Below are 20,700 nucleotides of genomic sequence, written 5' to 3'. Positions count from 1 at the left end.
CGGCGCGCTTTAGCAATGAAGCAACCAGGTGATTCTCAACTGTATGCGTTGATAAACCAGGTGATCATCGGGATAGCCACAATGTCGATCAGCACGGCACCGCACAGCGGCACGATGATGAAGGCTTTGTACGAGAACACCTTGTAATGGTCACAAATGGCGCCCATGTTGGCCACTGCATTGGGCGTCGCGCCCAGCCCATGCCCCATGAAGCCCGCACACAAGACTGCCGCGTCGTAGTTGCGGCCAAACAGGCGGAACAGGACGAACACGCACAGCAAAATCATGATCACCACCTGCACCACCAGAATCACCAGCAGCGGCAAGCCGAGCTTCTCCAGCTCCCAAAACTTCAGACTCATCATTGCCATGGTCAGGAACATGCCCAGGCACACATCGCCGATGGTGCTGACGGCCTGGTCGGGCATCTCGATAACCTGAGCACGGTCATTGAGGTTGCGCAGGATGATCGCGACGAACATGGCGCCCACATAGCTCGGCAGCACGATACCCAGATGCTGTTGCAAGCTGGAGCCCAGCCAGAATCCCAGCACCATGATCACCACAATGCAGGTCAACAAGCGCAACAAGGTGGCAGCATCCAGCGCGGGCGGCGGGGTATGGACCACTTCTTCGAACGCCTTGAGGCTACCAACGGCTTCGGCCTTGACCACGAGTTTGTTGCGCTCGATCAACCAGCGCGCCAGCGGGCTACCCAGCAAGCCGCCTGCCACCATGCCAAAAGTTGCAGCTGCCAGCGCTGCAGTGGTCGCACCGACCGCACCGAGGTTTTCAGCAATCGGCCCGAAAGCTGCCGCCGCACCAAAACCGCCTTCCAGTGACACCGCGCCGGCCATGATCCCCAGCAACGGATCGATGCCCAGCAGCTTGGCGACACTGACACCCACCACGTTTTGCACCAGCGCCAGGCCCCAGCACGCACCCAGGTAGATAAACAGCAATTTGCCCCCCTTGCGCAGCAAACCCAGGCTACCACCCAAACCGACAGTGGTGAAAAACGCCACCATCAGCGGGGTTTGCAGGCTGGTGTCGAGGGTCAGGTTGAGCAGCTGTTGATCACGTAACAGCCAGATCACCAAGGCAAAACCAAAACCACCAATCACCGGTGCAGGTACACACAGGTGACGCAGCCAGTAGCTACGTTTTTTCAGTTGGGCACCCAGGCCCAGCAGGAGCAGCGCGAGAGCGAGGGTGCTCAGCGCATCCAGTTCGAATGTCAGCATGGCGAATTTCTCTTTTTCTTATGATTCAACAAGCGGTTTCAGGGATTTACGGAAAAACTTAATCGATCAGGCTGGCAAGCAGACGCGCACCAATGCGGGCGGTTCGATTGTCGATATCCAGGCCGGGGTTGAGTTCGGCGATATCGGCCATGCGCAATTTGCCGCTGGCCTTGGCATGGCGTATCAGATGCTCGACGATCTGCATGTCCACGCCATGGGCAGACGGCGCACTGACACCGGGCGCCTGGCTGGCGGGCAGGACATCAAGGCAGATGGTCAGGTAGAGGTGATCGACGTCTTGCAAGAACTCATCGATCATCGCTTCGCAGGCGGGTATGTCCCAGCTGTTCATTTGCCGGTCGAGGCGGTAACGCACATTCAGTTGCTGCGCCTGCTCAAACAGCGCCTGGGTGTTGTTCAACTGGCTGACACCCAGGCAGCAATAGGTGAACGGCATCCGTGCACGCTGGCAGTACTCGGCTATCTGGCGAAAAGGGGTACCCGAACTGCTTTGTTCACCATGGCGCAGATCGAAGTGGGCATCAAAGTTGAGAACGCCGATCCGCGCATGCGGGGTGGCCTGGCGCAGGTGATCGGCCAGGCCGCTAAAGCTGGCAAAGGCGATTTCATGGCCGCCACCCAACCCCAACGGCAAATGCCCCTGGTTGAGCAGATAGCTGACGTGGTGAGCGTAAATCTGCTGCGCGCCTTCGAGGTTGCTGTCGGTGCAACTCACATCGCCCGCGTCATACAACGGCGCCCGGCCATGCCACGCCAGGTTGGCCAGCGCCTTGCGCAGTGCTGACGGGCCAAGACGGGCGCCGGTGCGTCCTTGATTACGTTTGACTCCTTCATCACAGGCCAGCCCAATCAGTGCTGCACCCGCAGACTGACCCTCGCAGAAGGGCTTGACCCATTGATGCCAGCGCAGCGCAGCCTGCCCTTCGCCAGCGTCGATACGACCTGTCCATAGGGGTATGTCAGAAACAGCAGTCATGCTTGAAACTCCAGTCAAATTCAGTCGAGCCGAGCACTCAGGCGCAGGGCCGCGTCCTGGGTCCAGCGGATCAGGCGTTCACTGCGGGTGTGCGCCCGGGAGGCAGGAGCCATGAGGCTGATGGCGCCTTGCAGGCGATTGCGGCTGTCAAGCAACGGCGCGCTGATACCCCAAATGCCGTCGTCGATTTCACTCACACTCACGGCATAACCGGCAGCGCGGATATCGGCAAAACTGCGCTGGTACGTGGCGACTTCCTCGCTTTCAACGCCTTGCGCCAACAGAGCCGACAGGCTTTGCGCCTCATCCATATAGGCCAACAGCACTCTCGCCGATGCACCGACCAACAGCGGCTGGGCCAACCCTTTTTGGTAGCAGCAACGCAGCGGTTGTGGGCTGTCGACCAGCTCGATGCAAATCGCCTGGCCATTGCTGGGCACCATTAACGCCACGCTTTCCTGGCTTTGCTCGGCCAGGCGCTTGAGTTCCGGCTTGGCGAGGGTCACCAGCACGGCTTCGCGGTCGAATTTCTTGGCCAGTTGCAAACAGGTTGGCCCTGGCAAATAGCGACCCTGACCGTTCTCTTCGGCAAGCCCCCAGCGCAGTAAGGTCTTGAGATGGCGATAAGTGCTGCTGAGCGGCTGTGCCAGTTGCTCGGACAGTTCTTTGGCGGAGATCGCCTCGCTGGATTGCCCCAGAGTGACGAGGATTTGCAGCAAGCGATCAGTGGGCGTGTTGTAGTTCATATCGGCCTCATGCTCTTGCGGGCATGGTGCACCGAGTTTTCCATTAACTGAAACCAGATTCCCACTGAGTGGGAAAAAACCCGCAGATAACGATCAGCGGTCAGCCTTAGTCTCACGGATGATCTGCCGAATCGCGTGAACAAACGCCTCCATCGGCTGCCCACCACTGACTGCATACTGATCGTTGAACATGGAAAGGAGACAGATTTATTTAACTCCAACAATCCCTCCCCAAGAGGCTCCCCTTCGCAAAGCTCACCTCAGACCCTCATGCCCCAACACACAGCTCCACCACAAGCTTTCTCCCGTCGCTTCTCCGTCGCCCCCATGATGGATTGGAACCACTAATACTGTAGGCCACGTATTCCTTGCCCTACAGAGCCAACCTGAAACCTGCGTACCACTTTCGTACCAACACCGCTCCATGCAGTGAGCCCCCCCCCTCTCACGATAGGCGGCAACCGGCCAAGAGCGGCCATTCAGCGGGTCACGGCATAGCCGCGGATGAAACTGACAAAACCGTAATCTTTCGCTCAGCCAACTGAAAGCTTGCTCCCATCACACTCTTCATCAAATTTGGCAGTATCTCCTGCTTGCTCTGTCATCCGACTGACTGGGAAAAAAGCGCCATGCAACCTGAAGCATCAAGACGAACTTTTGTAAAGGGACTCACAGCCGCCGGGATTCTCGGTGGCCTTGGGCTATGGCGCACACCTGTCTGGGCAATCACCAGCCCCGGCGAGCCGAATGTCCTGGCCGGTAAAGATTTCGACCTGTTCATCGGCGAAACCCCAGTCAACATCACGGGTAACCCCCGAACAGCAATGACCATAAATGGCGGTATACCCGGCCCCCTGCTGCGTTGGCGCGAGGGCGACACGGTTACGTTGCGGGTGAGGAACAAACTCAAAGCTGACACCTCCATTCACTGGCACGGCATTCTGCTGCCGGCCAACATGGACGGTGTGCCGGGCCTGAGCTTTCATGGCATTGAACCGGGTGGAGTGTATGTATATCAGTTCAAGGTCCGGCAGAACGGCACTTACTGGTATCACAGTCATTCGGGGCTTCAGGAACAGTCCGGCGTCTATGGTCCATTGGTGATCGATGCGAAAGAGCCGGAGCCGTTCCAATATGACCGCGATTACGTGGTGATGCTTACCGATTGGACCGATGAAGACGCGGTTGGCCTGATGAAGACGTTAAAAAAACAGTCGGACTATTACAACTACAACAAGCTCACCGTGGGTGACTTCATCCACGATGTCAGTGAAAAAGGTTGGGGCTCCACGATCGCAGACCGAAAGATGTGGGCTGAAATGAAGATGAATCCCACAGACCTAGCCGACGTCAGCGGCGCGACTTATACCTACTTAATGAACGGACAGCCGCCTGACATGAACTGGACGGGGTTATTCCGGCCCGGCGAGAAACTGCGCCTGCGGTTTATCAACGGCTCCGCCATGACCTACTTCGACGTCCGCATTCCCGGTCTGAAAATGACGGTAGTCGCCGCAGATGGTCTGCACGTCAAACCGGTTAGCGTCGAGGAGTTTCGCATCGCGGTGGCGGAAACGTTCGATGTGATCGTTGAGCCAACTCAGGATGCCTATACCTTGTTCGCCCAGTCGATGGATCGCACAGGCTATGCCTGTGGCACGCTTGCGGTAAAGACGGGTGCGTCCGCCTCGATACCACCACTGGACCCGAGGCCGCTGCTGACCATGGATGACATGGGTATGGGCGGCATGGATCACAGCGGTACGGGCGGCGGCATGGAGGGCATGGATCACAGCCAAATGACGGGTATGGACCACAGTTCGATGCAAGGCATGGATAGCATGTCCGGCATGGATCACAGCAGTATGGCTGGAGTGGGCGAAATGCAATCCCACCCCGCGACGGAAAGCAACAATCCGCTGGTGGACATGCAAGCCATGACCACCTCCCCCAAGCTTGATGACCCTGGCCTCGGCCTGCGTGACAACGGACGTCGCGTCCTGACCTATTCCGACCTGCGCAGCACCTTCGAAGATCCGGATGGCCGCGATCCCAGCCGAACCATAGAGCTTCACCTAACTGGCCACATGGAAAAGTTCGCTTGGTCATTCAACGGTGTGAAGTTCTCTGATGCCGCCCCCCTGCGCCTCAAGTACGGCGAGCGAATTCGCATTGTGCTGGTCAACGACACGATGATGACTCATCCCATTCACCTTCACGGCATGTGGAGCGATCTCGAAGACGAAAACGGGCAGTTCATGGTGCGCAAACATACCATCGACATGCCGCCAGGCTCACGGCGCAGTTATCGAGTGACCGCTGACGCGCTGGGCCGCTGGGCCTATCACTGCCACCTCCTGTACCACATGGAAATGGGCATGTTCCGTGAAGTTCGCGTGGAAGAATGAGGCGCTACCCATGAACAGGATCACCCCGATTTCTTTGGTTCTCGTGACCGCGAGCCTGACACTTTCCTCGGCGTTAGCGGCCACGGACGACATGCAGCACATAGATCATAGCCAGATGCAGGGAATGGACCACAGCCAGATGCAAAGCATGGACGATGGCCAAATGCAGTCTGCCGCGCCGACCGAAAGTCGCACGCTGATTCCGACATTGACCGATGCTGATCGCGCCGCCGTGTTCGTTAGCCCCGGTGGACATAATGTGCACGACTCCGCGGTCAATACTTACTTCCTCGCTGACAAACTTGAATGGCAGGACGCCGATGAGGGCAGCACCCTGGCTTGGGATCTCTCAGGCTGGATCGGCGGAGATATCGACCGTCTTTGGCTGCGCTCCGAAGGCGAGCGCAACAACGGCAAAACCGACGATGCGGAAATCCAGGCCCTCTGGGGCCACGCGATCTCCCCATGGTGGGACGTGGTAACCGGCATTCGCCAAGATTTCAAACCCGGCGACCCGCAAACTTGGGCGGCGTTCGGCGTGCAAGGCTTGGCGCTGTACAACTTTGAAACCGAAGCCACGGCGTTCGTTGGTGAAGGCGGCCAAACCGCCGCGCGGCTGGAAGGCGACTACGATATCCTGCTGACGAACCGACTCATTTTGCAGCCAACCGCCGAAATTAATTTTTACGGCAAAAACGACCCGCAACGAGGTATCGGTTCTGGCCTGTCCAACACTGAAGCGGGCCTGCGCCTGCGCTATGAAATCCGTCGTGAGTTTGCGCCTTACATCGGCGTGACCTGGAACCGCACCTACGGCAAAACAGCTGATTATGCCAACGACGACGGCGAGGATCGCAGCGAAGCACGTCTCGTCCTTGGCATTCGGCTGTGGTTCTAGAATGCGTCAACTTAACAATCACAATAATTACCGCTTGAAGCGGTGAGAGGCCTTGTATGCGCTTGATCAAAATCACCGCTGTTGCCATTGCACTTTCCTCCAGCCTGCTTCTTAGCTCGCTCGCTCAGGCGCATCCGAAATTGCTCTCCTCAGCCCCGGAGGAAGGCGCGGAGGGTATGGCTCCCGGCAAGATCGAACTGCACTTTTCCGAAAGCCTCACGACCCAGTTCTCTGGTGCAAAACTGATCATGACTGAAATGCCCGGCATGGCCCACTCTCCAATGCCTATGAAAGCCAAGGTTTCTGGCGGCAGTGACCCGAAAACCATGGTTATCACGCCGCTCTCTCCATTGCCTGCTGGTAGCTATAAAGTCGAATGGCGCGCGGTATCATCGGACACTCATCCGATCACTGGCAACGTTACGTTCAAAGTGAAGTAATTGATGAGCGATTGGGCCAGCATTGCCCTGCGCTTCTTCCTGTACATGGATTTGATGCTGCTCTTTGGCGTGCCGCTTTTTGGCTTGTACTGCCTTAAAGGGCAAGAGCGAGTGTCGGGCTCCGTGTTGCCATTTCAATCTATGTTGGCGCAGACCGTGGCGCTCGGTGTGTTGGTGTCTGTCGCTAGCATGGTGATGATGACGAGCGCCATGAGCGGGGAGGCGGACTTCGCTGAGCTGCGCCCGCATATTGAGATGATGGTATTAGAAACGAACGTAGGGCTAGCCAGCATCGTGCGAATTATCGCGTTGGTCGTCAGTGGTTTAGCGGTGATATTCAATCCACGTGCGCCCTGCGTTAGCTTGTTAGTTACAGCTATTGCCGGAGGGATCGCCCTTGCAAGCCTGGCGTGGAACGGTCATGGCGCGATGGATGAAGGCAGTCGTCGTTTTTGGCATTTTTCAACGGACATACTCCACTTACTGGCGGCTGGAGCCTGGCTCGGCGCGTTATTTGCATTTGCCTGGATGGCAAAGCTCAACACGCTAAAAACCGAAGAGCGTATTAGATTGCTGGCCCGCGCCATCACCCGGTTCGAAATAGTAGGTGCATTGATCGTGGCCCTCATCGCGGTCACAGGCATCGTGAACTACCTGTTCATCGTGGGCCCAAAACTCGATAACGTAATCCTCAGCACCTATGGAATTTTGCTGATCTTTAAAGTGGGGTTGTTTGCCGGGATGCTAGTGCTGGCCGCACTGAACCGATTTCACCTTGGCCCGCTTTTGGAGCAGTCATTACGCAAGGGGGAGTATCAAATGGCCGCGAATAGATTAAGGCGTAGCGTGTTGGTCGAGTTATCGGCAGCTATTTTAGTTGTGGGGCTAGTGGCATGGCTGGGAACCTTGAGCCCCGATATGGAGATAACATCACAATAGTGTTGCTAAATTTGTAGATTGCCCGCTTGGTCTGGAGTCTCTGCCCACTAATCGCCAGCCCGAAAAGGGAGCACTGTTTTCTGACAGGAATCCAAGCGCCGGGTGATCTGTTCCAAGCGCGACAGAAAAATGTTGTTTACCACCGAGAACACCGCATATGAATCCGCACAAGATCAAGTGCTTGATGCAGCAGCAATCATCTGCCAATGAAAGCCAACACTGCGTCTAAATGACGGCTCAACATCGGCACTATCCACACACCGCCCAAGCACCTCCTATCGCCCAGACGAATCACTGTGATCAACAGAAGCGGCTCACACGTGCGCACATGCACGTAGAGGGGGCTGAGACTCGAAATTTTTTGGGCAAAAAAAAAGAGTAACATAAGTAATCTTGACCGCTATTTACGCTCAACCCATTGAAATTAAAGGGTTTTACGTTTCGAGCAAAAGGTAATCTTTAAGTAATATTGAAGTAATCTGATTACTCTTTGTAAATGTAATTCTCAACTTTTATAAAACCCTTTAAAATCAATAAGTTGACAATAAATTACCTTTTCAATTACTTCTCTGTTACCCCTTTTTGTAATCTCTTAACCCACGGAATACGTGGCCTCCAGACCGTTGTTGTGGGGAGATTACTGAAATTACTCTTTTTGAGACTCCCCCCCTCCCCCTCAACAACAGAGCCTCCAGGGCCCCTCCACAAAATATCCCCTCGGCGCAGGGTTCCGCAGGTATTTCCGAGTTCGGAAATCGGAAAAAGGCCCCCGGCCAGCGCCGTGTTGAGGGGGTTGCAGGTGTGCAGAAAAAGCGACCCATTTAGCCCGCAGGCGAGGTGGGGGGACGACGGCGCGCGCCAGGGGAAGACGCGTTACAGTCGGAAAAACGCACTCACCAGCAACACATATTTCAACAACAAGCAATCCCCCTCGGTGTGCAATCTGCGCGACCGAAGACACATTGAAACTACGTCAACGGCCAACACCGTGCCTACACTGAGCACTCACTCAACCAGGAGCTGGATCGATGGCGATTGAAGACACGAAAGTTTTGAAAATGGTGACCACCCAGGCGCAAGCCCAAGAGCTGCTGGATGACGGCTGGAAGTTATTAGGGTTGTTCGACCGGCGCGATGGTAACGACCAATATGCCGAGTACCATTTAGGCCGTGCCGCTGAACCGACCGCCTCGGCTGGTCTGCTGGTGCCTAAAAGAATGCGAAAGTAAGCTCTATTGCGTTACGAATAGCGCCAGTTACAGTTAGATCCCCCCTTTTAACTAGGTGTGGGAGCGTCTTTTACTGGTTACAGGCATCCCTGCCAAGATCCGTCAGGAGAGACACATGCAAAGAGATATGGATTTGATGAGACTTGTTGTTCTAGAAGTCGAGAAAGATCATAAAGGACCAAACGATTTAGTAAGTTACGAAGACTTTGAGAGCGACATGGTAATTGATGGATTTACCCCAGCCCAAGTCGAGTACCACCTCAAACTCGCTATCCAAAGCGGACTTTTTGATATGCCGCGTAATGCCGGAGGACTATATATTTTTTCTGGACTCACACCATCTGGACACGATTTTGCCGACTCGGTCAGGGACGAAAAAATTTGGAGTATGACGAAAGAAGGAGCGCTCAAAGCAAGCGGATTCACATTCGAACTACTGGGCCAATTAGCGAAGGGATTGGTCAAGCAGCAGCTAGAAAAGCATACAGGGGTTACTCTGTAACGAAACATAAAGCCGTCTTTGCGGCGCTTAGGTCAAGCGGGTATGGCCTCATACCCGCTCCCCTTTAAATCAAAACAACATCCCCAGCGCCTCTGGAGCCCAGTTCATAATCACTAGCTCCCCACTAATCTCAGCCTTTACCTGCCGCTGATTAGTTGTGCTGTATCGAATGTCCACCGTCTCGAAATGAAACCCCGCAAACACACGTCGGATATCTGGGTGGTCGTTAATGCTGACCATCACCTTGCCCTTGCAGCGCCGCATGAACTCGGCCATCCGCTCATAGTTCTCAAACGGGAAGTCCACCCCATAACCAGCGGTTTGCCAGTAAGGCGGGTCCATGTAATGGAAGGTGTGCGGCCGGTCGTAGCGTTCGGCGCATTCCAGCCAGCCCAAGTTCTCGACATAGGTGCCCGACAGCCGTTGCCAGGCCGCAGACAGGTTCTCCTCGATCCGCAGCAAGTTGATGGCTGGTCCAGTGGTGGCGGTACCGAAGGTCTGCCCGCTGACCTTGCCGGCAAAGGCATGGTGCTGCAGGTAGAAAAACCGGGCAGCCCGTTGGATATCGGTGAGGGTTTCCGGCCTGGTCATCTTCTGCCATTCGAACACCTGGCGGGAGCTGAGCGCCCACTTGAACTGGCGCACGAACTCTTCCAGGTGGTTCTGGACAACCCGGTACAACGTCACCAGGTCGCCGTTGATATCGTTGAGAACTTCAACGGGGGCCGCTTGGGGCCGCATGAAGTAAAGCGCGGCACCACCGGCAAAAACCTCGACGTAGCATTCATGGGGTGGGAACAGTGGAATTAGACGATCTGCCAAGCGGCGCTTGCCGCCCATCCACGGGATTATTGGTGTGCTCATAAGTGATCCTTGTTTCGACAATTGGATTCGCTTAGGCTTCGCACCCCCTGCGCAGTGGGGCGAGGCCTTGGTTGGAGCACTCGGCGTGTTCGAGTGATTCAGCGTCGAGCAGGTGTTAGCGCACCGGCTCGTCGCCTCGTTTACTGCGCGGGGGTACTACTTCCCCCCCGTTGGAAGCTCAAATTCTTTGAAGCTGACAACCTCCTCCCCCAGCCACTCATTGACCTGAGCCAGCCGCGCCTGCAACGGCTCCAGCTCGTTGACCGCCCAAACCTCAGCAGCCTCCCGCAACGATCCAAACCCGCCCGCGTTCTGCGGCACAATGCCCATCAACTGCGGCGGAATGCGCAACGCTGCGAGCAGATCGTCGCGGCTGATGTTCTTGATCGAGCTGAATTCGTCCTTTGCCGCCACCTCACTCACAGGAATGAGCTGGATACCGTCCTTCTTCCCGGCCGGGGCGTAGACGAACAGGTTGCGAAAGTTGCCTGGCCCTTTGGAGTTCTTCAGCGCGGTGCGCAGTGAGTCGATGTCCTCCTCTTTCTGCGCCGCGTCGGTCATGTACAAGATGAAACCGGCATGGCTGCCGTTGTTGTAGTACTTGCGACGGAACAGCGTGGCGCTCTCGTTGAGCAGCGCGCTTTGCAGCGCAGCCAGCCACTCTGGCAAGCCGTAGATCTCCTGATTGATATCCGCCTCACGAAGATGGCAAATCGAGCCGGGGGCAAATTCGTGCTCATCTTTCCAGCCGCGCACCTGGTAATAGGTCTCCAAGTCGACGCCCCGGCGCATGTACTTCGCCAGCGGTGGCAGCAGGCCCATGGTGCCGCGCAGCATGTTGCTGCGCTTCTCCAGGTAGCAGTTGCCGCACCAGAGCCAATCCAGGGCGAATTGCTCAAAGGCCTGGCGACTCAGCAGCCGGTGGGGAACGAACGTGCGGGCCAGCATGTTGCGTTTGAAGTTCAGCCCCGACTGAAGGTACACGCTGGCCCGCGTCGTCTTCGCCAGGCCATCCATGGACATGGGGGTTTCGAACCAACGCCCATTGGCCCAGCACTCCAGATAGTCCAGGACTTCCCTGCCATCGAGTACCGGCGTCGGGTCGCCAAAGGTAAACGCCTCAACGGGTCCAGCCTCGGGTGGCAGCAGATCCCCCTCAATGGGAGGCTGGGCGGTGGCTAATTGGGTTCCGCGCTTGCGTCTGCTCATCAGTAAGACTCCATAAATCCGGTATTCGCCGTGGTCTGCCCTTCAAGGGGTTCGTTGTGCAGCGCGTGGAACAGCGCCCACGCCAAGTCGGCATGGCCCGTTTCGTCTGTGCGACCGGCCGTGTAAGTGAACATGCGCCCGGAGGCGGTGATTGTTTTGCGGATAGCCATCAGTGACTGCGCCATGTCCGTCCAGCCGGCATCGAACTCCAAGCGGCCGTTTTTGATGACGTCGTAAGCCTTCAGCACCAGGCGGGTTTTGACTTCGGGCGAATAGCTGAAAGTGGTGATGTTCGGGAAGAACTGCTTCACCAACTGCGCCACGCCGGAGCCCATGCCAGTGATATCGATCCCGATGTATGTCACCCAATAGCGCCTGGTCACCTGGCGGATGGCTTCGGCCTGGGCCGCAAAGTCCATACCCCGGAACTGGTGTTTTTCCAGCACCCTGAATTTGCCGCCAGGCACCGTGGGCGGGCCGATTACCACCAGCCCCGCGCTGTCACCATTCTCGGCGGGGTCGTAACCGACCCAGACCTGACGATCCCCAAACGGCCGGGCAGCAAACGGTTTGTAGTCCTCGGCCCATAGGTCCCAACTATCGACCATGCAAGGCTGCAGCATTGCCAACGGGAAAATACTGGCGCCGTCGTCGATGAACTGGCACATCAGCAGGTTCTGGAACGCCTCGGCGTCGTACTCCTGGCGCAGTTCGTCGAGGTCGAACAGGTCGCAGCCACGGTCTTCAGCATCCAGGATGGTTACGATCTGCCGCCAGACACGGTCCTCGCAAAGCCGGCCCTGTTGCAGCGAGTCGTGGGAAACGTCGATTTTGACCCGCTGCGCCGCTGGCTTGCCCTTGTTGAAGCGTTCCCCCGTCCAGAACGTATAGGCTTCGTGCGCCATGCTGGAAGGCGTCGAAAAGTAGGTCCGGCGGTACTGCTTCTGCATCGCCATGCCACTGGCGACCTTGTTCAGTTCCTTGAACTTGAACGTCCAGAAGAATTCGTCGAAGTAGAAATTGCCGTGATAGCCCTGGGCCGTCCGGGCGTTGGTACCCAAAAAGTGCAGCTCGGCGCCGTTGCTCAGGATGATCGGGTCGCCAGTCAGTTCAACACCGACCACCTCACGGGCAAACGCCTGGATATAAGCCTTGAAAATGTGCGCCTGATTCTTTGAGGCCGACAGGAAAATCTGGTTGCGCCCAGTGGTCAGCGCATCAATCAACGCCTCCCGAGCAAAATAGTACGTCGCGCCGATCTGCCGGGATTTGAGGATTGCGCGGGTGCGTTGATTCCCTGCCTTGTACCAATCGAGCTGGTAGCCGAAACAGCCATCAATGAAGGCCTCGGTCAGCTTTTCGATATGTTCTTCGTCGAACTCGTTGCGTTTCGGCGCTTTCTTCGGACCTTCGTTGCGCTTGGCCAGGTTCGGATTCAGTTCGGTTTCGGTACCGCCCTCATTGAAGCGCTGAATGCGCGCCTGCCGCTCAAGCTGGCGGTGCAGCAGGTCAATTTCCTTGTAGTCCGATCCTGACTTGGGGTCTTTGAGGATCAACTGCACCAACCGCGCTTCGGTCGCAGCCTGAATACGCTCCAGAGGCGTGGCCCGGTCCCATTCGTCGCGGGCCTTCCAGCTGTGCAGGGTCTTTTCCTTCTCCCCGATCAGTTCGGCGATCTCGCACACGCGATAGCCCTGCCAATACAGGTGCTTGGCATGGCGGCGGTGATCGGTGGGTAATTCGACGATGGCATTCATGGCGCAGATGCTGCCGCCCGCGCGCGTACAGTACCCGCGCCCGTCCTTGTAACAGCCCGTTCTACAAGAGCACGTCGTTGCCCGTCACGCTCGCGCTCAACAACATGCGCTCATCGCCAAGGCACACAGCCACCGCACTGAGGATTCACGCATGGCCGGCAAAACCGACACCCCAGCCAAGAAACAACGCTCCAAGTTTTTCCGCGTCGCCGTTGAAGGCGCCACCACTGACGGTCGCCAGATCGAACGGCAATGGCTGGTCGATGCTGCCGAGACCTACAGCCAAAACACCTACGGGGCACGGGTTTGGATCGAACACATGCGCAGCATGCTGCCCGACAGCCCCTTCCGTGCCTACGGCGATGTGGTTGCGCTGAAGACTGAAGAAATCGAAATCGCCGGGGCTAAAAAGCTGGCGCTGTTTGCCCAAATCGAACCGACTGCCGACCTGGTCACCATGAACAAGGCCCGGCAGAAAATGTTCACCAGCATCGAGATTCGCCCGAAGTTCGCTGACACCGGCCGCGCCTATCTGGACGGTATCGCGGTCACCGACAGCCCGGCGAGCCTGGGTACTGAAATGCTTGCCTTCAGCTCCCAGCACCCGGACAAAAACCCGCTGGCAAGTCGCAAAAGCAACCCCGACAACCTGTTTTCCGAGGCTATCGAGGTCGCATTTGAATTCGAGGAAATTGAGGACGAAGCCGGAAAGGTCGTAGGCCTGTTTAACCGTGTTCTCGAACTCCTCGGCAAGAGCAAGGAAAACGTAGGCATGGACGCCGCTCTTTTTACTCAACTCGGTTCGGCCGTTGAGGCCATGGCCGAGCATGTTGCGAGCCAAGGCGAAGCCTTTGCCGCTGAGAAGTCCGCACGCGAAAAGCTGCAAAACGCTCACGAAAAGCTGTCCGCTGACTTCAGCGAGCTGGTCAAAAAGCTCGAAAACACCCCGGACAACACCGGCACGAAAACGCAGTTCGCCGCTCGCCCTGCTGCTACGGGCGGTGACGGGAAGCTCGTCACCGACTGCTGATCCACATCACGGACAACACCCAGCCAAGGAACATCGGAGAACACCATGCGTAACGATACTCGCGTCCTTTTCAACGCCTACCTGCAACAACTCGCGCAATTGCACGGGGTGGGCGACGTCACCACCAAATTTACCGCCGCCCCAAGCGTCGCCCAGACGCTGGAAACCCGAATTCAGGAATCCAGCGCGTTCCTCAGCGCCATCAACGTGTTTGGCGTCTCCGAGCAGTCGGGTGAAAAAATCGGCATTGGTATCGACGGCACCATTGCCAGCACCACCGACACCACCCTCAAGGACCGCGAACCCCGCGACCCAAGCGGCCTGGACAACCGTGGGTACGTCTGCACTCAGACCAACTTTGACACGGGCATTCGCTACCAGAAGCTGGACCAGTGGGCCAAGTTCAAGGACTTCCAGGCGCGTATTCGTGACGCCATCATCAAGGCCCAAGCGCTCAACCGGATCATGATCGGCTGGAACGGCACCAGTCGCGCCGCAACCTCCAACCCGGCAATCAACCAACTGCTGCAAGACGTCAACATCGGCTGGCTGGAGAAAATGCGTCTTGAAAACCCCGCCCGTGTGATGAAGGAAGTGGTCGACGGCAGCGGAAAAATTCAGATCGGCGCCGGCAAGGACTTTGAAAACATCGACGCCCTGGTCGTGAGCATGGTCAATGAATTCATCGAGCCCTGGTACCAAGAAGACACCGACCTGGTGGTGATCTGCGGTCGCCAACTGCTGGCCGACAAGTACTTCCCGATCATCAACAAAACCCAGGCCCCGACCGAAATGCTGGCGGCCGATATCGTCACCAGCCAAAAGCGCATCGGCAACCTGCCAGCCGTGCGTGTGCCGCACTTCCCGGCCAACGGGCTGCTGGTAACCCGCCTCGACAACCTGTCGATCTACTGGCAGGAAGGCACCCGCCGCCGCACCGTCGTCGACAACGCCAAACGCGACCGCATCGAAAACTTCGAATCGGTCAATGAAAGCTACGTGATTGAAGACCTGGGCTGCGCTGCCATGGCCGAAAACATCACCTTGAGCTGAGGCCGGCAATCATGACCAACCCTTGCCGTCGTCACTTCCAGCGCGTCACAGCAGCCGTTGCAGCGGCTGCCGTGGCCGGTCCTGCCATGACCATGGAAGGTTCAACCGTTTACGAGCTGCACCTCGCCAAGCTCCAGCAGGACTATTTGCGCCTGAAACAGGTGCAGTCGACCGAAGGCAAAGCGGAGCTGAAACGGCAGCTGTTGCCGGAGTACGTCCCCTATGTGGAGGGCGTTCTTGCCGAAGGCAAAGGCGCCCAGGACCAGGTGCTGACCACGCTAATGGTCTGGCGGATGGACGCCGGGGACTTTGCCGGGGCCCTGGACATTGCCGAATACGTCATCAACTACGCGCTGCTGATGCCTGACCGCTTCGAACGCACCACCGGCACCATCGTCGCGGAAGAAATCGCCGAAGTGGCCCTGAAGGCGCAAAAGGCTGGTGGCACCTTTGATCTTGGTCTGCTGCTGCGCACCGAGCAGATCGCGGGTGAAGAAGACATGCCCGACCAGGCTAAAGCCAAGCTGCATCTGGCGTTGGGCAAGGCATTCGCCGAAAAGGTTGCTGACGATGACACCTCCGAAAATCAGGTAATCGTCTTCGGCTACCTGGACTCCGCGAAGAAACATTTGGCCCGCGCTATTGAGCTGAACACCAACTGCGGCGGCAAGAAGGATCTGGAGCGCGTTGAGCGTCTCCTCAAGAAACACGCTGCACCAAGCAGCTAACCGAGCGTCCCCACGCACCCCGCCGGCTCGGGGCGGATCGGCCAGGCCGCTCCTCCTGAACGTGAAGCCCCGACCACCGGCGACCTATTTTCGAGTGCAGTTCATGAGCGCATTTGTAGCCAGCGGCCCAGTCGCAGGCGGTCATATCAACACCGACCCCTTCTGGCCGTCGATTGACCTGGACCATTTGCGCGCCACCCTGCGCATCAACGACAGCGTCACCCCGGCCCGCCTTGAAACCGCTGTTATTTCTGCTGCCATCAACCTCAACCGAGAGCTGGCCGGATGGCGGGAAGCCCAGCAAGCAGCCGGCCACGCCAAGCTGGACGACGTACCCGGTGATCGCATCAATGACGTGTCGGTAAAGGCCCACCTCTACCGCCGCGCCATCGAAGCCGCTACCGGCGCCGAAGTCTGCGAGCGTTACCGCGATTACAGCGCCACCAATACTGGCAGCCAGAAGGCCGAAGAAGTCACCCCCACCATCGACGATTACCGCCGCGACTTGCGCTGGGCCGTGCGTGACTTCCTCGACCGGACGCGCACCACTGTGGAGTTGATCTGATGAGCGACATGAAAGTCATCGACTGGAATGAAATCAGCCGCCTCGGCCTGCACGAACGCATCAACCGGGAAATCATGCACCCGCTTGGTCTTGCGATTTTCAGGGTAGTTGAAACAGGTGCATCCCCCGGCGCTTACGTGTCGCCCGACGGTGTTTTTGAGTACGCCAACCCGCTAACGCCGCCAGAGCCCGAGGGCAAGTAATGACCGTTGCCGTCCGTGCCAATCAAAACGATACGGTCGACATCCTGTGCTGGCGTTTCTACGGCCGCACCGCAGGCGTCACCGAGGCCGTCCTTGAAGCCAACCCAGGCCTGGCCGATCACGGCCCAATCCTGCCGCAAGGCCTTGTCGTCAACATGCCCGAAGCCCAAGCCAGCGCCCCGCAGCGGCAGATGGTGCAGCTATGGGACTGATCCCCTGTAACCAAGGAAACCCACACCATGGCTGATCCGACTTCCAGCGCCGTGACCGGCCTGCTCATGGGCCTGGGCCTGGCAACCATCACGCCCATCATCGACGGGGAAGCGTTGTTCGGCGCGATCCTCGGCGCTTGGCTGGTGACCAGTACCAAGCACGACCTCAAGGTCTGGCAGCGCCTGGGCTCTCTGTTCCTGTCGGCCGGTGTGGGCTACCTCTTTGCCCCCATGGCGCTGCAAGCCCTGCCATTTATCACCAGCGGCGGCGCCGCGTTCGGCTGCGCCCTGGTGATCATCCCCATCAGCATCAAGCTCATGGTCTGGGTTGAGAAAGCTGACTTTTGGGAAATCGTCCGCCGCATCAGAGGGGGCAGCTGACATGCCAAACATCGAATTGATCGTGCAGTTGATCACGGCCGTGGCCTATCTGCTCAGCGCCTTGCGCCTGGCCTGCTACACCCGAGGCGCTGCGCGGTACCGGCGCAGCATCTCGCTACTCGCCAGCCTGTTTGGATCCGCACTGTGCATCTGCGGTCTGGAAATCCTCCTGTACCGCCAGCCCACCAGCCTCTGGCAAGCCGTCTCCATCGTGCTGCTCTGCACCCTGATATTCCGTTCTCGCGGCAACGTCGCCGCCCTGTTGAGGCACAGCGCATGACCACCACCCTACGCCACGGCGACCGCTCACAGGCCGTCCGCACACTGCAAAAGAACCTCAACAACCACGGCGCCAAGCTGGATGTGGACGGCAGCTACGGCGACAACACCGAAATCGCTGTCCGTGCCTATCAGCTCAAGGTTGGTCTGGTCGTTGATGGCGTAGCCGGCGAAAAAACCCAAACCAGCCTGGCCGGCGGTGACTGCGCCCAGCTGCTGCGCAACAACGATCTGATCGCTGCCGCCGAACGCCTCGGCGTGCCGCTGGCAAGCATCTATGCCATCAACGAAGTGGAATCCAAGGGCAAGGGCTTCCTCGACAACGGCAAGCCAGTGATCCTTTTCGAACGGCACATCATGTACCGCCAGCTCGCCAAGGTTCGGCACGAAGGCGACGACGCCGCCGAACTCAAATATCACGCCGACCAGCTCGCCGCCGTCAATCCCGCCCTGGTCAACCCAAAGTCGGGCGGATACTCCGGCGGTACCGCCGAACACCAGCGCTTGGCGATGGCCCGTCTGATCGACGACAACGCCGCCCTTGAATCTGCGTCCTGGGGGGCGTTCCAGATCATGGGCTTTCACTGGCAGCGCCTGGGCTACACCAGCGTGCAGGACTTCGTGGCGGCCATGAGTGCCGGCGAATCGCAGCAGTTCGACGCCTTCACCCGTTTCATTGAAACCGACCCGGTGTTGCACAAGGCGCTGAAAGCCCGCAAATGGGCCGAATTCGCCAAGCTCTACAACGGCCCGGACTATCAGCGAAACCTCTACGACGTGAAGCTACAGCGCGCCTACGAACGCCACGCCGACTGCGGTTGCGGGCAAGGGGTGGCGGCATGATCGACTTCAAAGCGGTGCAAAAACTGCGGGTGCAGGACGGCGATCTGCTGGTGGTGCCGGAAAGCACAGAACAGGACGACATGCGGGAATTGGGCGAAGCACTCCACCTGATGGACGGATGCAGATGCGTGATAGTGCGCGGCCCAATCACTCACCTTGATAGCGAAGTCATGAACAAACTGGGCTGGTACCGCGCATGACCACAAAGATCGCCTACCTCGAAATATCCCCGCGTCAGAGCGGCAAGACCACACGGCTGATTGGGCTCGCAAATCAACTAAAAAGCGAAGGGCGAACGGTTATTTTCGTCAGTACCCTGGGGGAGTACGTCAGCAAACAAATGCCGGGGATCACAGTCTTGTCGGATGGCGAAGAACCTCCCGCGGATATTGATTCGGCCAATGCTGTCTGGTTCTACGACGAGTTCGATTGGCTCAAGTCAACAAAAATCCGCTCCGGGGCCTACTACGCAACGACGGCAAAAAAGGTAAGACAGCTCGGGGTCGACACTCCCGAAAATGACCTGCTATTGAGACTGATCGAGCTTAACAACCTGCACTTTCAACGACATTTTTGGTTTGTAGGGTTGAAACCTGACAGCTGGTTCACCAAGTTGCGCGCCATTTATAGCCCGGAAGAATTCCGCGTATTTGTCCTGGGTGAGTTCCTGTCATGAGCACCCTGCGGCAGGCCCTGTACGGCATTGCCCTGCTCGGCGCCCTGGCTCTGCTGATCTGGGGTCAGCAACAGCGCATCAACATCGCCGAGGGCAAAACAGAGCTGGCAAAGGCGGCGGCCATGACCGCCCGCGCAGACGCTGACCGCAACCTGACCACCGCCAACACGCTCACGAACACCCTGAAGCAGGAGCGAGACGCCCAGAGCGCCCTGCGCACTCAGCAGGATCAGTTGCGCCAAGGCCTGGCAAAGCGCAAACGAACCATAGAGGAACTGAAACGTGAAAATGCCGAACTACGCACCTGGGCTACTCAGCCTTTGCCTGATGCTGCTCGCCGGTTGCGGGAGCGCCCCGCCCTTACCGGCGCCGACGCTTATCGTCAGTGGGTGTCCGGCCGTGGTGCCGTGCCAGTTGCCGGCGACCAGCCCACGCAATAATGGCGACCAGCTCACCGACCAGGACCGCGTCGAAGCCGCCTGGGCCGACTGTGCGGCGCAGGTCGACATGGTTTATCAGCACCAGCAGGCCGCGCCATGAACAAGCCTGAAAGCCTACGCGCCCACCTCCTGGCCACCGTCGCCGAGTTCAAGAACAACCCCGACCGGCTGCTGATCTTTATCAACAACGGCAAAGTTCGTTGCACCTCTGCGCCAAGCCTCTCTTTTGAGTACAGTTTTGAACTGCAGATCATCCTCACAGAGTTCGCAGGACACCCTGATAGCGTAATGCTCCCGCTACTTGGCTGGCTCAGCGTCAACCAATCCGAGCTGCTCGACAACCTCGATAAAGTGAAGAACGGCTTCCAATTTGAGGCCGAAATTCTGAACAAAGACCTGGTGGACCTCAGCATTACCCTACCGCTCACGGAAAAAGTGATCGTCGGCCAAGATGACCAGGGCAACACCACCGTCAAGCACCCAAACGAGCCACAGCGCGTAGCGGGATACCTCGACCCGAACTGGAAGCCTGGCGCCCAGGGCAATACCAGCGAATGGTTTGTGCTCGATGGCAAATGATCTGGAAGCCCTCGAGACCTGGGCAGCGACGCTGCTGGAACGGCTTGAGCCTGGGGCACGCAATCAACTGGCCCGCAGCATCGGCCAGGAGCTGCGCCGCAGCCAACAAAAACGGGTTACTGCCCAGCAGAACCCGGACGGCAGCAAGTTTGCCCCCCGTAAACAGCGCAATCTGCGTGGTAAGCAGGGGCATATCCGCCGCAAGTTGGAAATGTTCAAGAAGCTGAAGAACGCCACATACCTCAAGGCCCGAGGTGACAGCAACGCCATATCTGTGGGCTTTACCGGGCGAATTGCCCGAATTGCCAGGGTTCACCAGTACGGTTTGAAGGACCGCGCAGAGCGTGGCGCTCCCGACGTGCAGTACGAACAGCGTGAAGTGTTGGGGTTCACCGAAGCGGATCTTGATGTGATCCGTGACAGCTTGCTTGCACACCTGACACTGTAAGACCCCTCCCTACAAGGCAGCAAAGCTGCA

General features: G+C 57.9%; 26 protein-coding genes and 1 pseudogene. 21 read left to right on the top strand and 6 right to left on the bottom strand.

Annotated elements, in window-relative coordinates; translation table 11 throughout:
• Nucleotides 1-35: 35 nt before the first annotated feature.
• Genes gltS through HBO24_RS23105 form a run of 3 tightly spaced genes read right to left on the bottom strand, consistent with a single transcriptional unit; the run spans nt 36 to nt 2,987 of the window.
• Nucleotides 36-1,244: a sodium/glutamate symporter gene (gene gltS / locus HBO24_RS23115; RefSeq protein WP_057438549.1), complete on the bottom strand. Its 1,209-nt coding sequence runs from the start codon at nt 1,242-1,244 to the stop codon at nt 36-38.
• Between the two features lie 58 nt (nt 1,245-1,302).
• On the bottom strand, nt 1,303-2,241 hold the full coding sequence (hutG, locus tag HBO24_RS23110; protein ID WP_057438548.1) for a formimidoylglutamase: 939 nt from the start codon (nt 2,239-2,241) through the stop codon (nt 1,303-1,305).
• Between the two features lie 20 nt (nt 2,242-2,261).
• On the bottom strand, nt 2,262-2,987 hold the full coding sequence (locus tag HBO24_RS23105) for an IclR family transcriptional regulator (protein WP_128592901.1): 726 nt from the start codon (nt 2,985-2,987) through the stop codon (nt 2,262-2,264).
• Nucleotides 2,988-3,616: 629 nt separating this feature from the next.
• On the opposite strand from HBO24_RS23105, the gene HBO24_RS23100 reads away from it, so the two are divergent.
• The 6 genes from HBO24_RS23100 to HBO24_RS23075 all read left to right on the top strand — a co-directional run bounded on the left by HBO24_RS23100 (nt 3,617) and on the right by HBO24_RS23075 (nt 9,403).
• Complete coding sequence (locus HBO24_RS23100; RefSeq protein WP_170060394.1) at nt 3,617-5,395, top strand: copper resistance system multicopper oxidase; 1,779 nt, start codon at nt 3,617-3,619, stop codon at nt 5,393-5,395.
• A 10-nt stretch (nt 5,396-5,405) separates the two neighbouring features.
• Entirely contained in the window at nt 5,406-6,293 is an 888-nt protein-coding gene (locus HBO24_RS23095; RefSeq protein ID WP_170060393.1) for a copper resistance protein B, read from the top strand.
• Between the two features lie 56 nt (nt 6,294-6,349).
• Complete coding sequence (copC, locus tag HBO24_RS23090; protein WP_170060392.1) at nt 6,350-6,733, top strand: copper homeostasis periplasmic binding protein CopC; 384 nt, start codon at nt 6,350-6,352, stop codon at nt 6,731-6,733.
• A gap of 3 nt (nt 6,734-6,736) precedes the next feature.
• Entirely contained in the window at nt 6,737-7,672 is a 936-nt protein-coding gene (gene copD / locus HBO24_RS23085; RefSeq protein ID WP_170060391.1) for a copper homeostasis membrane protein CopD, read from the top strand.
• 1,028 nt (nt 7,673-8,700) lie between these two features.
• Entirely contained in the window at nt 8,701-8,901 is a 201-nt protein-coding gene (locus HBO24_RS23080; RefSeq protein ID WP_169960257.1) for a hypothetical protein, read from the top strand.
• A gap of 115 nt (nt 8,902-9,016) precedes the next feature.
• Nucleotides 9,017-9,403 (top strand): DUF2513 domain-containing protein, encoded by a 387-nt coding sequence (locus HBO24_RS23075; RefSeq protein WP_170060390.1) that lies wholly within the window; start codon nt 9,017-9,019, stop codon nt 9,401-9,403.
• A gap of 69 nt (nt 9,404-9,472) precedes the next feature.
• Here the strand turns inward: HBO24_RS23075 and HBO24_RS23070 are convergent, their stop codons facing one another.
• From HBO24_RS23070 to HBO24_RS23060, 3 genes are all read right to left on the bottom strand, one after another.
• The gene (locus HBO24_RS23070; protein WP_170060389.1) at nt 9,473-10,267 is read right to left on the bottom strand and encodes a DNA adenine methylase; all 795 of its coding nucleotides are present in this window, start codon (nt 10,265-10,267) and stop codon (nt 9,473-9,475) included.
• Between the two features lie 156 nt (nt 10,268-10,423).
• Nucleotides 10,424-11,476, bottom strand: a complete 1,053-nt coding sequence (locus tag HBO24_RS23065) for a phage portal protein (protein WP_170060388.1) — start codon at nt 11,474-11,476, stop codon at nt 10,424-10,426.
• Nucleotides 11,476-13,233, bottom strand: coding sequence for a terminase ATPase subunit family protein (locus HBO24_RS23060; protein WP_169851707.1), 1,758 nt, complete (start codon nt 13,231-13,233; stop codon nt 11,476-11,478). The genes HBO24_RS23065 and HBO24_RS23060 overlap by 1 nt, the downstream gene beginning before the upstream one ends.
• A gap of 151 nt (nt 13,234-13,384) precedes the next feature.
• On the opposite strand from HBO24_RS23060, the gene HBO24_RS23055 reads away from it, so the two are divergent.
• From HBO24_RS23055 to HBO24_RS22990, 15 genes and pseudogenes are all read left to right on the top strand, one after another.
• On the top strand, nt 13,385-14,263 hold the full coding sequence (locus HBO24_RS23055; protein WP_170060387.1) for a GPO family capsid scaffolding protein: 879 nt from the start codon (nt 13,385-13,387) through the stop codon (nt 14,261-14,263).
• A gap of 45 nt (nt 14,264-14,308) precedes the next feature.
• On the top strand, nt 14,309-15,316 hold the full coding sequence (locus tag HBO24_RS23050) for a phage major capsid protein, P2 family (RefSeq protein WP_154906858.1): 1,008 nt from the start codon (nt 14,309-14,311) through the stop codon (nt 15,314-15,316).
• 11 nt (nt 15,317-15,327) lie between these two features.
• Nucleotides 15,328-16,044: a terminase endonuclease subunit gene (locus tag HBO24_RS23045; protein ID WP_092231619.1), complete on the top strand. Its 717-nt coding sequence runs from the start codon at nt 15,328-15,330 to the stop codon at nt 16,042-16,044.
• Between the two features lie 103 nt (nt 16,045-16,147).
• Nucleotides 16,148-16,609, top strand: coding sequence for a head completion/stabilization protein (locus HBO24_RS23040; protein WP_170060386.1), 462 nt, complete (start codon nt 16,148-16,150; stop codon nt 16,607-16,609).
• A complete protein-coding gene (locus HBO24_RS23035; RefSeq protein WP_170060385.1) occupies nt 16,609-16,812 on the top strand; it encodes a hypothetical protein in 204 nt (67 codons plus the stop codon). The genes HBO24_RS23040 and HBO24_RS23035 overlap by 1 nt, the downstream gene beginning before the upstream one ends.
• Nucleotides 16,812-17,024 (top strand): tail protein X, encoded by a 213-nt coding sequence (locus HBO24_RS23030; RefSeq protein ID WP_170060384.1) that lies wholly within the window; start codon nt 16,812-16,814, stop codon nt 17,022-17,024. The genes HBO24_RS23035 and HBO24_RS23030 overlap by 1 nt, the downstream gene beginning before the upstream one ends.
• A 27-nt stretch (nt 17,025-17,051) precedes the next feature.
• The gene (locus HBO24_RS23025) at nt 17,052-17,405 is read left to right on the top strand and encodes a putative holin (protein ID WP_070994593.1); all 354 of its coding nucleotides are present in this window, start codon (nt 17,052-17,054) and stop codon (nt 17,403-17,405) included.
• 1 nt (nt 17,406) lies between these two features.
• Nucleotides 17,407-17,685, top strand: a complete 279-nt coding sequence (locus HBO24_RS23020) for a phage holin family protein (RefSeq protein ID WP_154906853.1) — start codon at nt 17,407-17,409, stop codon at nt 17,683-17,685.
• Complete coding sequence (locus tag HBO24_RS23015; protein WP_170060383.1) at nt 17,682-18,527, top strand: N-acetylmuramidase family protein; 846 nt, start codon at nt 17,682-17,684, stop codon at nt 18,525-18,527. The genes HBO24_RS23020 and HBO24_RS23015 overlap by 4 nt, the downstream gene beginning before the upstream one ends.
• The gene (locus HBO24_RS23010; RefSeq protein WP_170060382.1) at nt 18,524-18,727 is read left to right on the top strand and encodes a hypothetical protein; all 204 of its coding nucleotides are present in this window, start codon (nt 18,524-18,526) and stop codon (nt 18,725-18,727) included. The genes HBO24_RS23015 and HBO24_RS23010 overlap by 4 nt, the downstream gene beginning before the upstream one ends.
• Nucleotides 18,724-19,203 (top strand): hypothetical protein, encoded by a 480-nt coding sequence (locus HBO24_RS23005; RefSeq protein ID WP_170060381.1) that lies wholly within the window; start codon nt 18,724-18,726, stop codon nt 19,201-19,203. The genes HBO24_RS23010 and HBO24_RS23005 overlap by 4 nt, the downstream gene beginning before the upstream one ends.
• Complete coding sequence (gene lysB, locus HBO24_RS29690; RefSeq protein WP_170060380.1) at nt 19,200-19,643, top strand: Rz-like lysis system protein LysB; 444 nt, start codon at nt 19,200-19,202, stop codon at nt 19,641-19,643. Before HBO24_RS23005 ends, lysB begins: the two co-directional genes overlap by 4 nt.
• Nucleotides 19,558-19,743 (top strand): annotated as a pseudogene (gene lysC, locus HBO24_RS29400) (Rz1-like lysis system protein LysC); the annotation flags it as partial. The gene lysB and the pseudogene lysC, both read left to right, overlap by 86 nt.
• Nucleotides 19,740-20,222 carry a phage tail protein gene (locus tag HBO24_RS22995; protein WP_170060379.1) on the top strand — a complete coding sequence of 161 codons (483 nt, stop codon included), beginning with the start codon at nt 19,740-19,742 and terminating at the stop codon, nt 20,220-20,222. The pseudogene lysC and the gene HBO24_RS22995, both read left to right, overlap by 4 nt.
• Nucleotides 20,212-20,670, top strand: a complete 459-nt coding sequence (locus HBO24_RS22990) for a phage virion morphogenesis protein (RefSeq protein ID WP_092231633.1) — start codon at nt 20,212-20,214, stop codon at nt 20,668-20,670. The genes HBO24_RS22995 and HBO24_RS22990 overlap by 11 nt, the downstream gene beginning before the upstream one ends.
• Nucleotides 20,671-20,700: the final 30 nt, after the last annotated feature.

The organism is Pseudomonas sp. WS 5410 (assembly GCF_012985645.1).
Classification (GTDB): Bacteria; Pseudomonadota; Gammaproteobacteria; order Pseudomonadales; family Pseudomonadaceae; genus Aquipseudomonas; species Aquipseudomonas shahriarae.
Note: the sequence above shows the minus strand (reverse complement) of the source record. Positions and strands in the feature narration are given on the sequence as shown.

Bases quoted from the DNA above. Each gene is read 5' to 3' on its own strand.
- HBO24_RS22995 (WP_170060379.1), top strand. From the start codon at position 19,740: ATGAACAAGCCTGAAAGCCTACGCGCCCACCTCCTGGCCACCGTCGCC.
- HBO24_RS23005 (WP_170060381.1), top strand. From the start codon at position 18,724: ATGACCACAAAGATCGCCTACCTCGAAATATCCCCGCGTCAGAGCGGC.
- HBO24_RS23050 (WP_154906858.1), top strand. From the start codon at position 14,309: ATGCGTAACGATACTCGCGTCCTTTTCAACGCCTACCTGCAACAACTC.
- HBO24_RS23055 (WP_170060387.1), top strand. From the start codon at position 13,385: ATGGCCGGCAAAACCGACACCCCAGCCAAGAAACAACGCTCCAAGTTT.
- HBO24_RS23100 (WP_170060394.1), top strand. From the start codon at position 3,617: ATGCAACCTGAAGCATCAAGACGAACTTTTGTAAAGGGACTCACAGCC.
- HBO24_RS23030 (WP_170060384.1), top strand. From the start codon at position 16,812: ATGACCGTTGCCGTCCGTGCCAATCAAAACGATACGGTCGACATCCTG.
- HBO24_RS23080 (WP_169960257.1), top strand. From the start codon at position 8,701: ATGGCGATTGAAGACACGAAAGTTTTGAAAATGGTGACCACCCAGGCG.
- HBO24_RS23070 (WP_170060389.1), bottom strand. From the start codon at position 10,267: ATGAGCACACCAATAATCCCGTGGATGGGCGGCAAGCGCCGCTTGGCA.
- HBO24_RS23095 (WP_170060393.1), top strand. From the start codon at position 5,406: ATGAACAGGATCACCCCGATTTCTTTGGTTCTCGTGACCGCGAGCCTG.
- HBO24_RS23040 (WP_170060386.1), top strand. From the start codon at position 16,148: ATGAGCGCATTTGTAGCCAGCGGCCCAGTCGCAGGCGGTCATATCAAC.
- HBO24_RS23015 (WP_170060383.1), top strand. From the start codon at position 17,682: ATGACCACCACCCTACGCCACGGCGACCGCTCACAGGCCGTCCGCACA.
- HBO24_RS23020 (WP_154906853.1), top strand. From the start codon at position 17,407: ATGCCAAACATCGAATTGATCGTGCAGTTGATCACGGCCGTGGCCTAT.
- HBO24_RS23025 (WP_070994593.1), top strand. From the start codon at position 17,052: ATGGCTGATCCGACTTCCAGCGCCGTGACCGGCCTGCTCATGGGCCTG.
- HBO24_RS23045 (WP_092231619.1), top strand. From the start codon at position 15,328: ATGACCAACCCTTGCCGTCGTCACTTCCAGCGCGTCACAGCAGCCGTT.
- HBO24_RS23010 (WP_170060382.1), top strand. From the start codon at position 18,524: ATGATCGACTTCAAAGCGGTGCAAAAACTGCGGGTGCAGGACGGCGAT.
- HBO24_RS23105 (WP_128592901.1), bottom strand. From the start codon at position 2,987: ATGAACTACAACACGCCCACTGATCGCTTGCTGCAAATCCTCGTCACT.
- HBO24_RS22990 (WP_092231633.1), top strand. From the start codon at position 20,212: ATGGCAAATGATCTGGAAGCCCTCGAGACCTGGGCAGCGACGCTGCTG.
- hutG (WP_057438548.1), bottom strand. From the start codon at position 2,241: ATGACTGCTGTTTCTGACATACCCCTATGGACAGGTCGTATCGACGCT.
- copC (WP_170060392.1), top strand. From the start codon at position 6,350: ATGCGCTTGATCAAAATCACCGCTGTTGCCATTGCACTTTCCTCCAGC.
- HBO24_RS23060 (WP_169851707.1), bottom strand. From the start codon at position 13,233: ATGAATGCCATCGTCGAATTACCCACCGATCACCGCCGCCATGCCAAG.
- HBO24_RS23065 (WP_170060388.1), bottom strand. From the start codon at position 11,476: ATGAGCAGACGCAAGCGCGGAACCCAATTAGCCACCGCCCAGCCTCCC.
- HBO24_RS23035 (WP_170060385.1), top strand. From the start codon at position 16,609: ATGAGCGACATGAAAGTCATCGACTGGAATGAAATCAGCCGCCTCGGC.
- copD (WP_170060391.1), top strand. From the start codon at position 6,737: ATGAGCGATTGGGCCAGCATTGCCCTGCGCTTCTTCCTGTACATGGAT.
- HBO24_RS23075 (WP_170060390.1), top strand. From the start codon at position 9,017: ATGCAAAGAGATATGGATTTGATGAGACTTGTTGTTCTAGAAGTCGAG.
- lysB (WP_170060380.1), top strand. From the start codon at position 19,200: ATGAGCACCCTGCGGCAGGCCCTGTACGGCATTGCCCTGCTCGGCGCC.
- gltS (WP_057438549.1), bottom strand. From the start codon at position 1,244: ATGCTGACATTCGAACTGGATGCGCTGAGCACCCTCGCTCTCGCGCTG.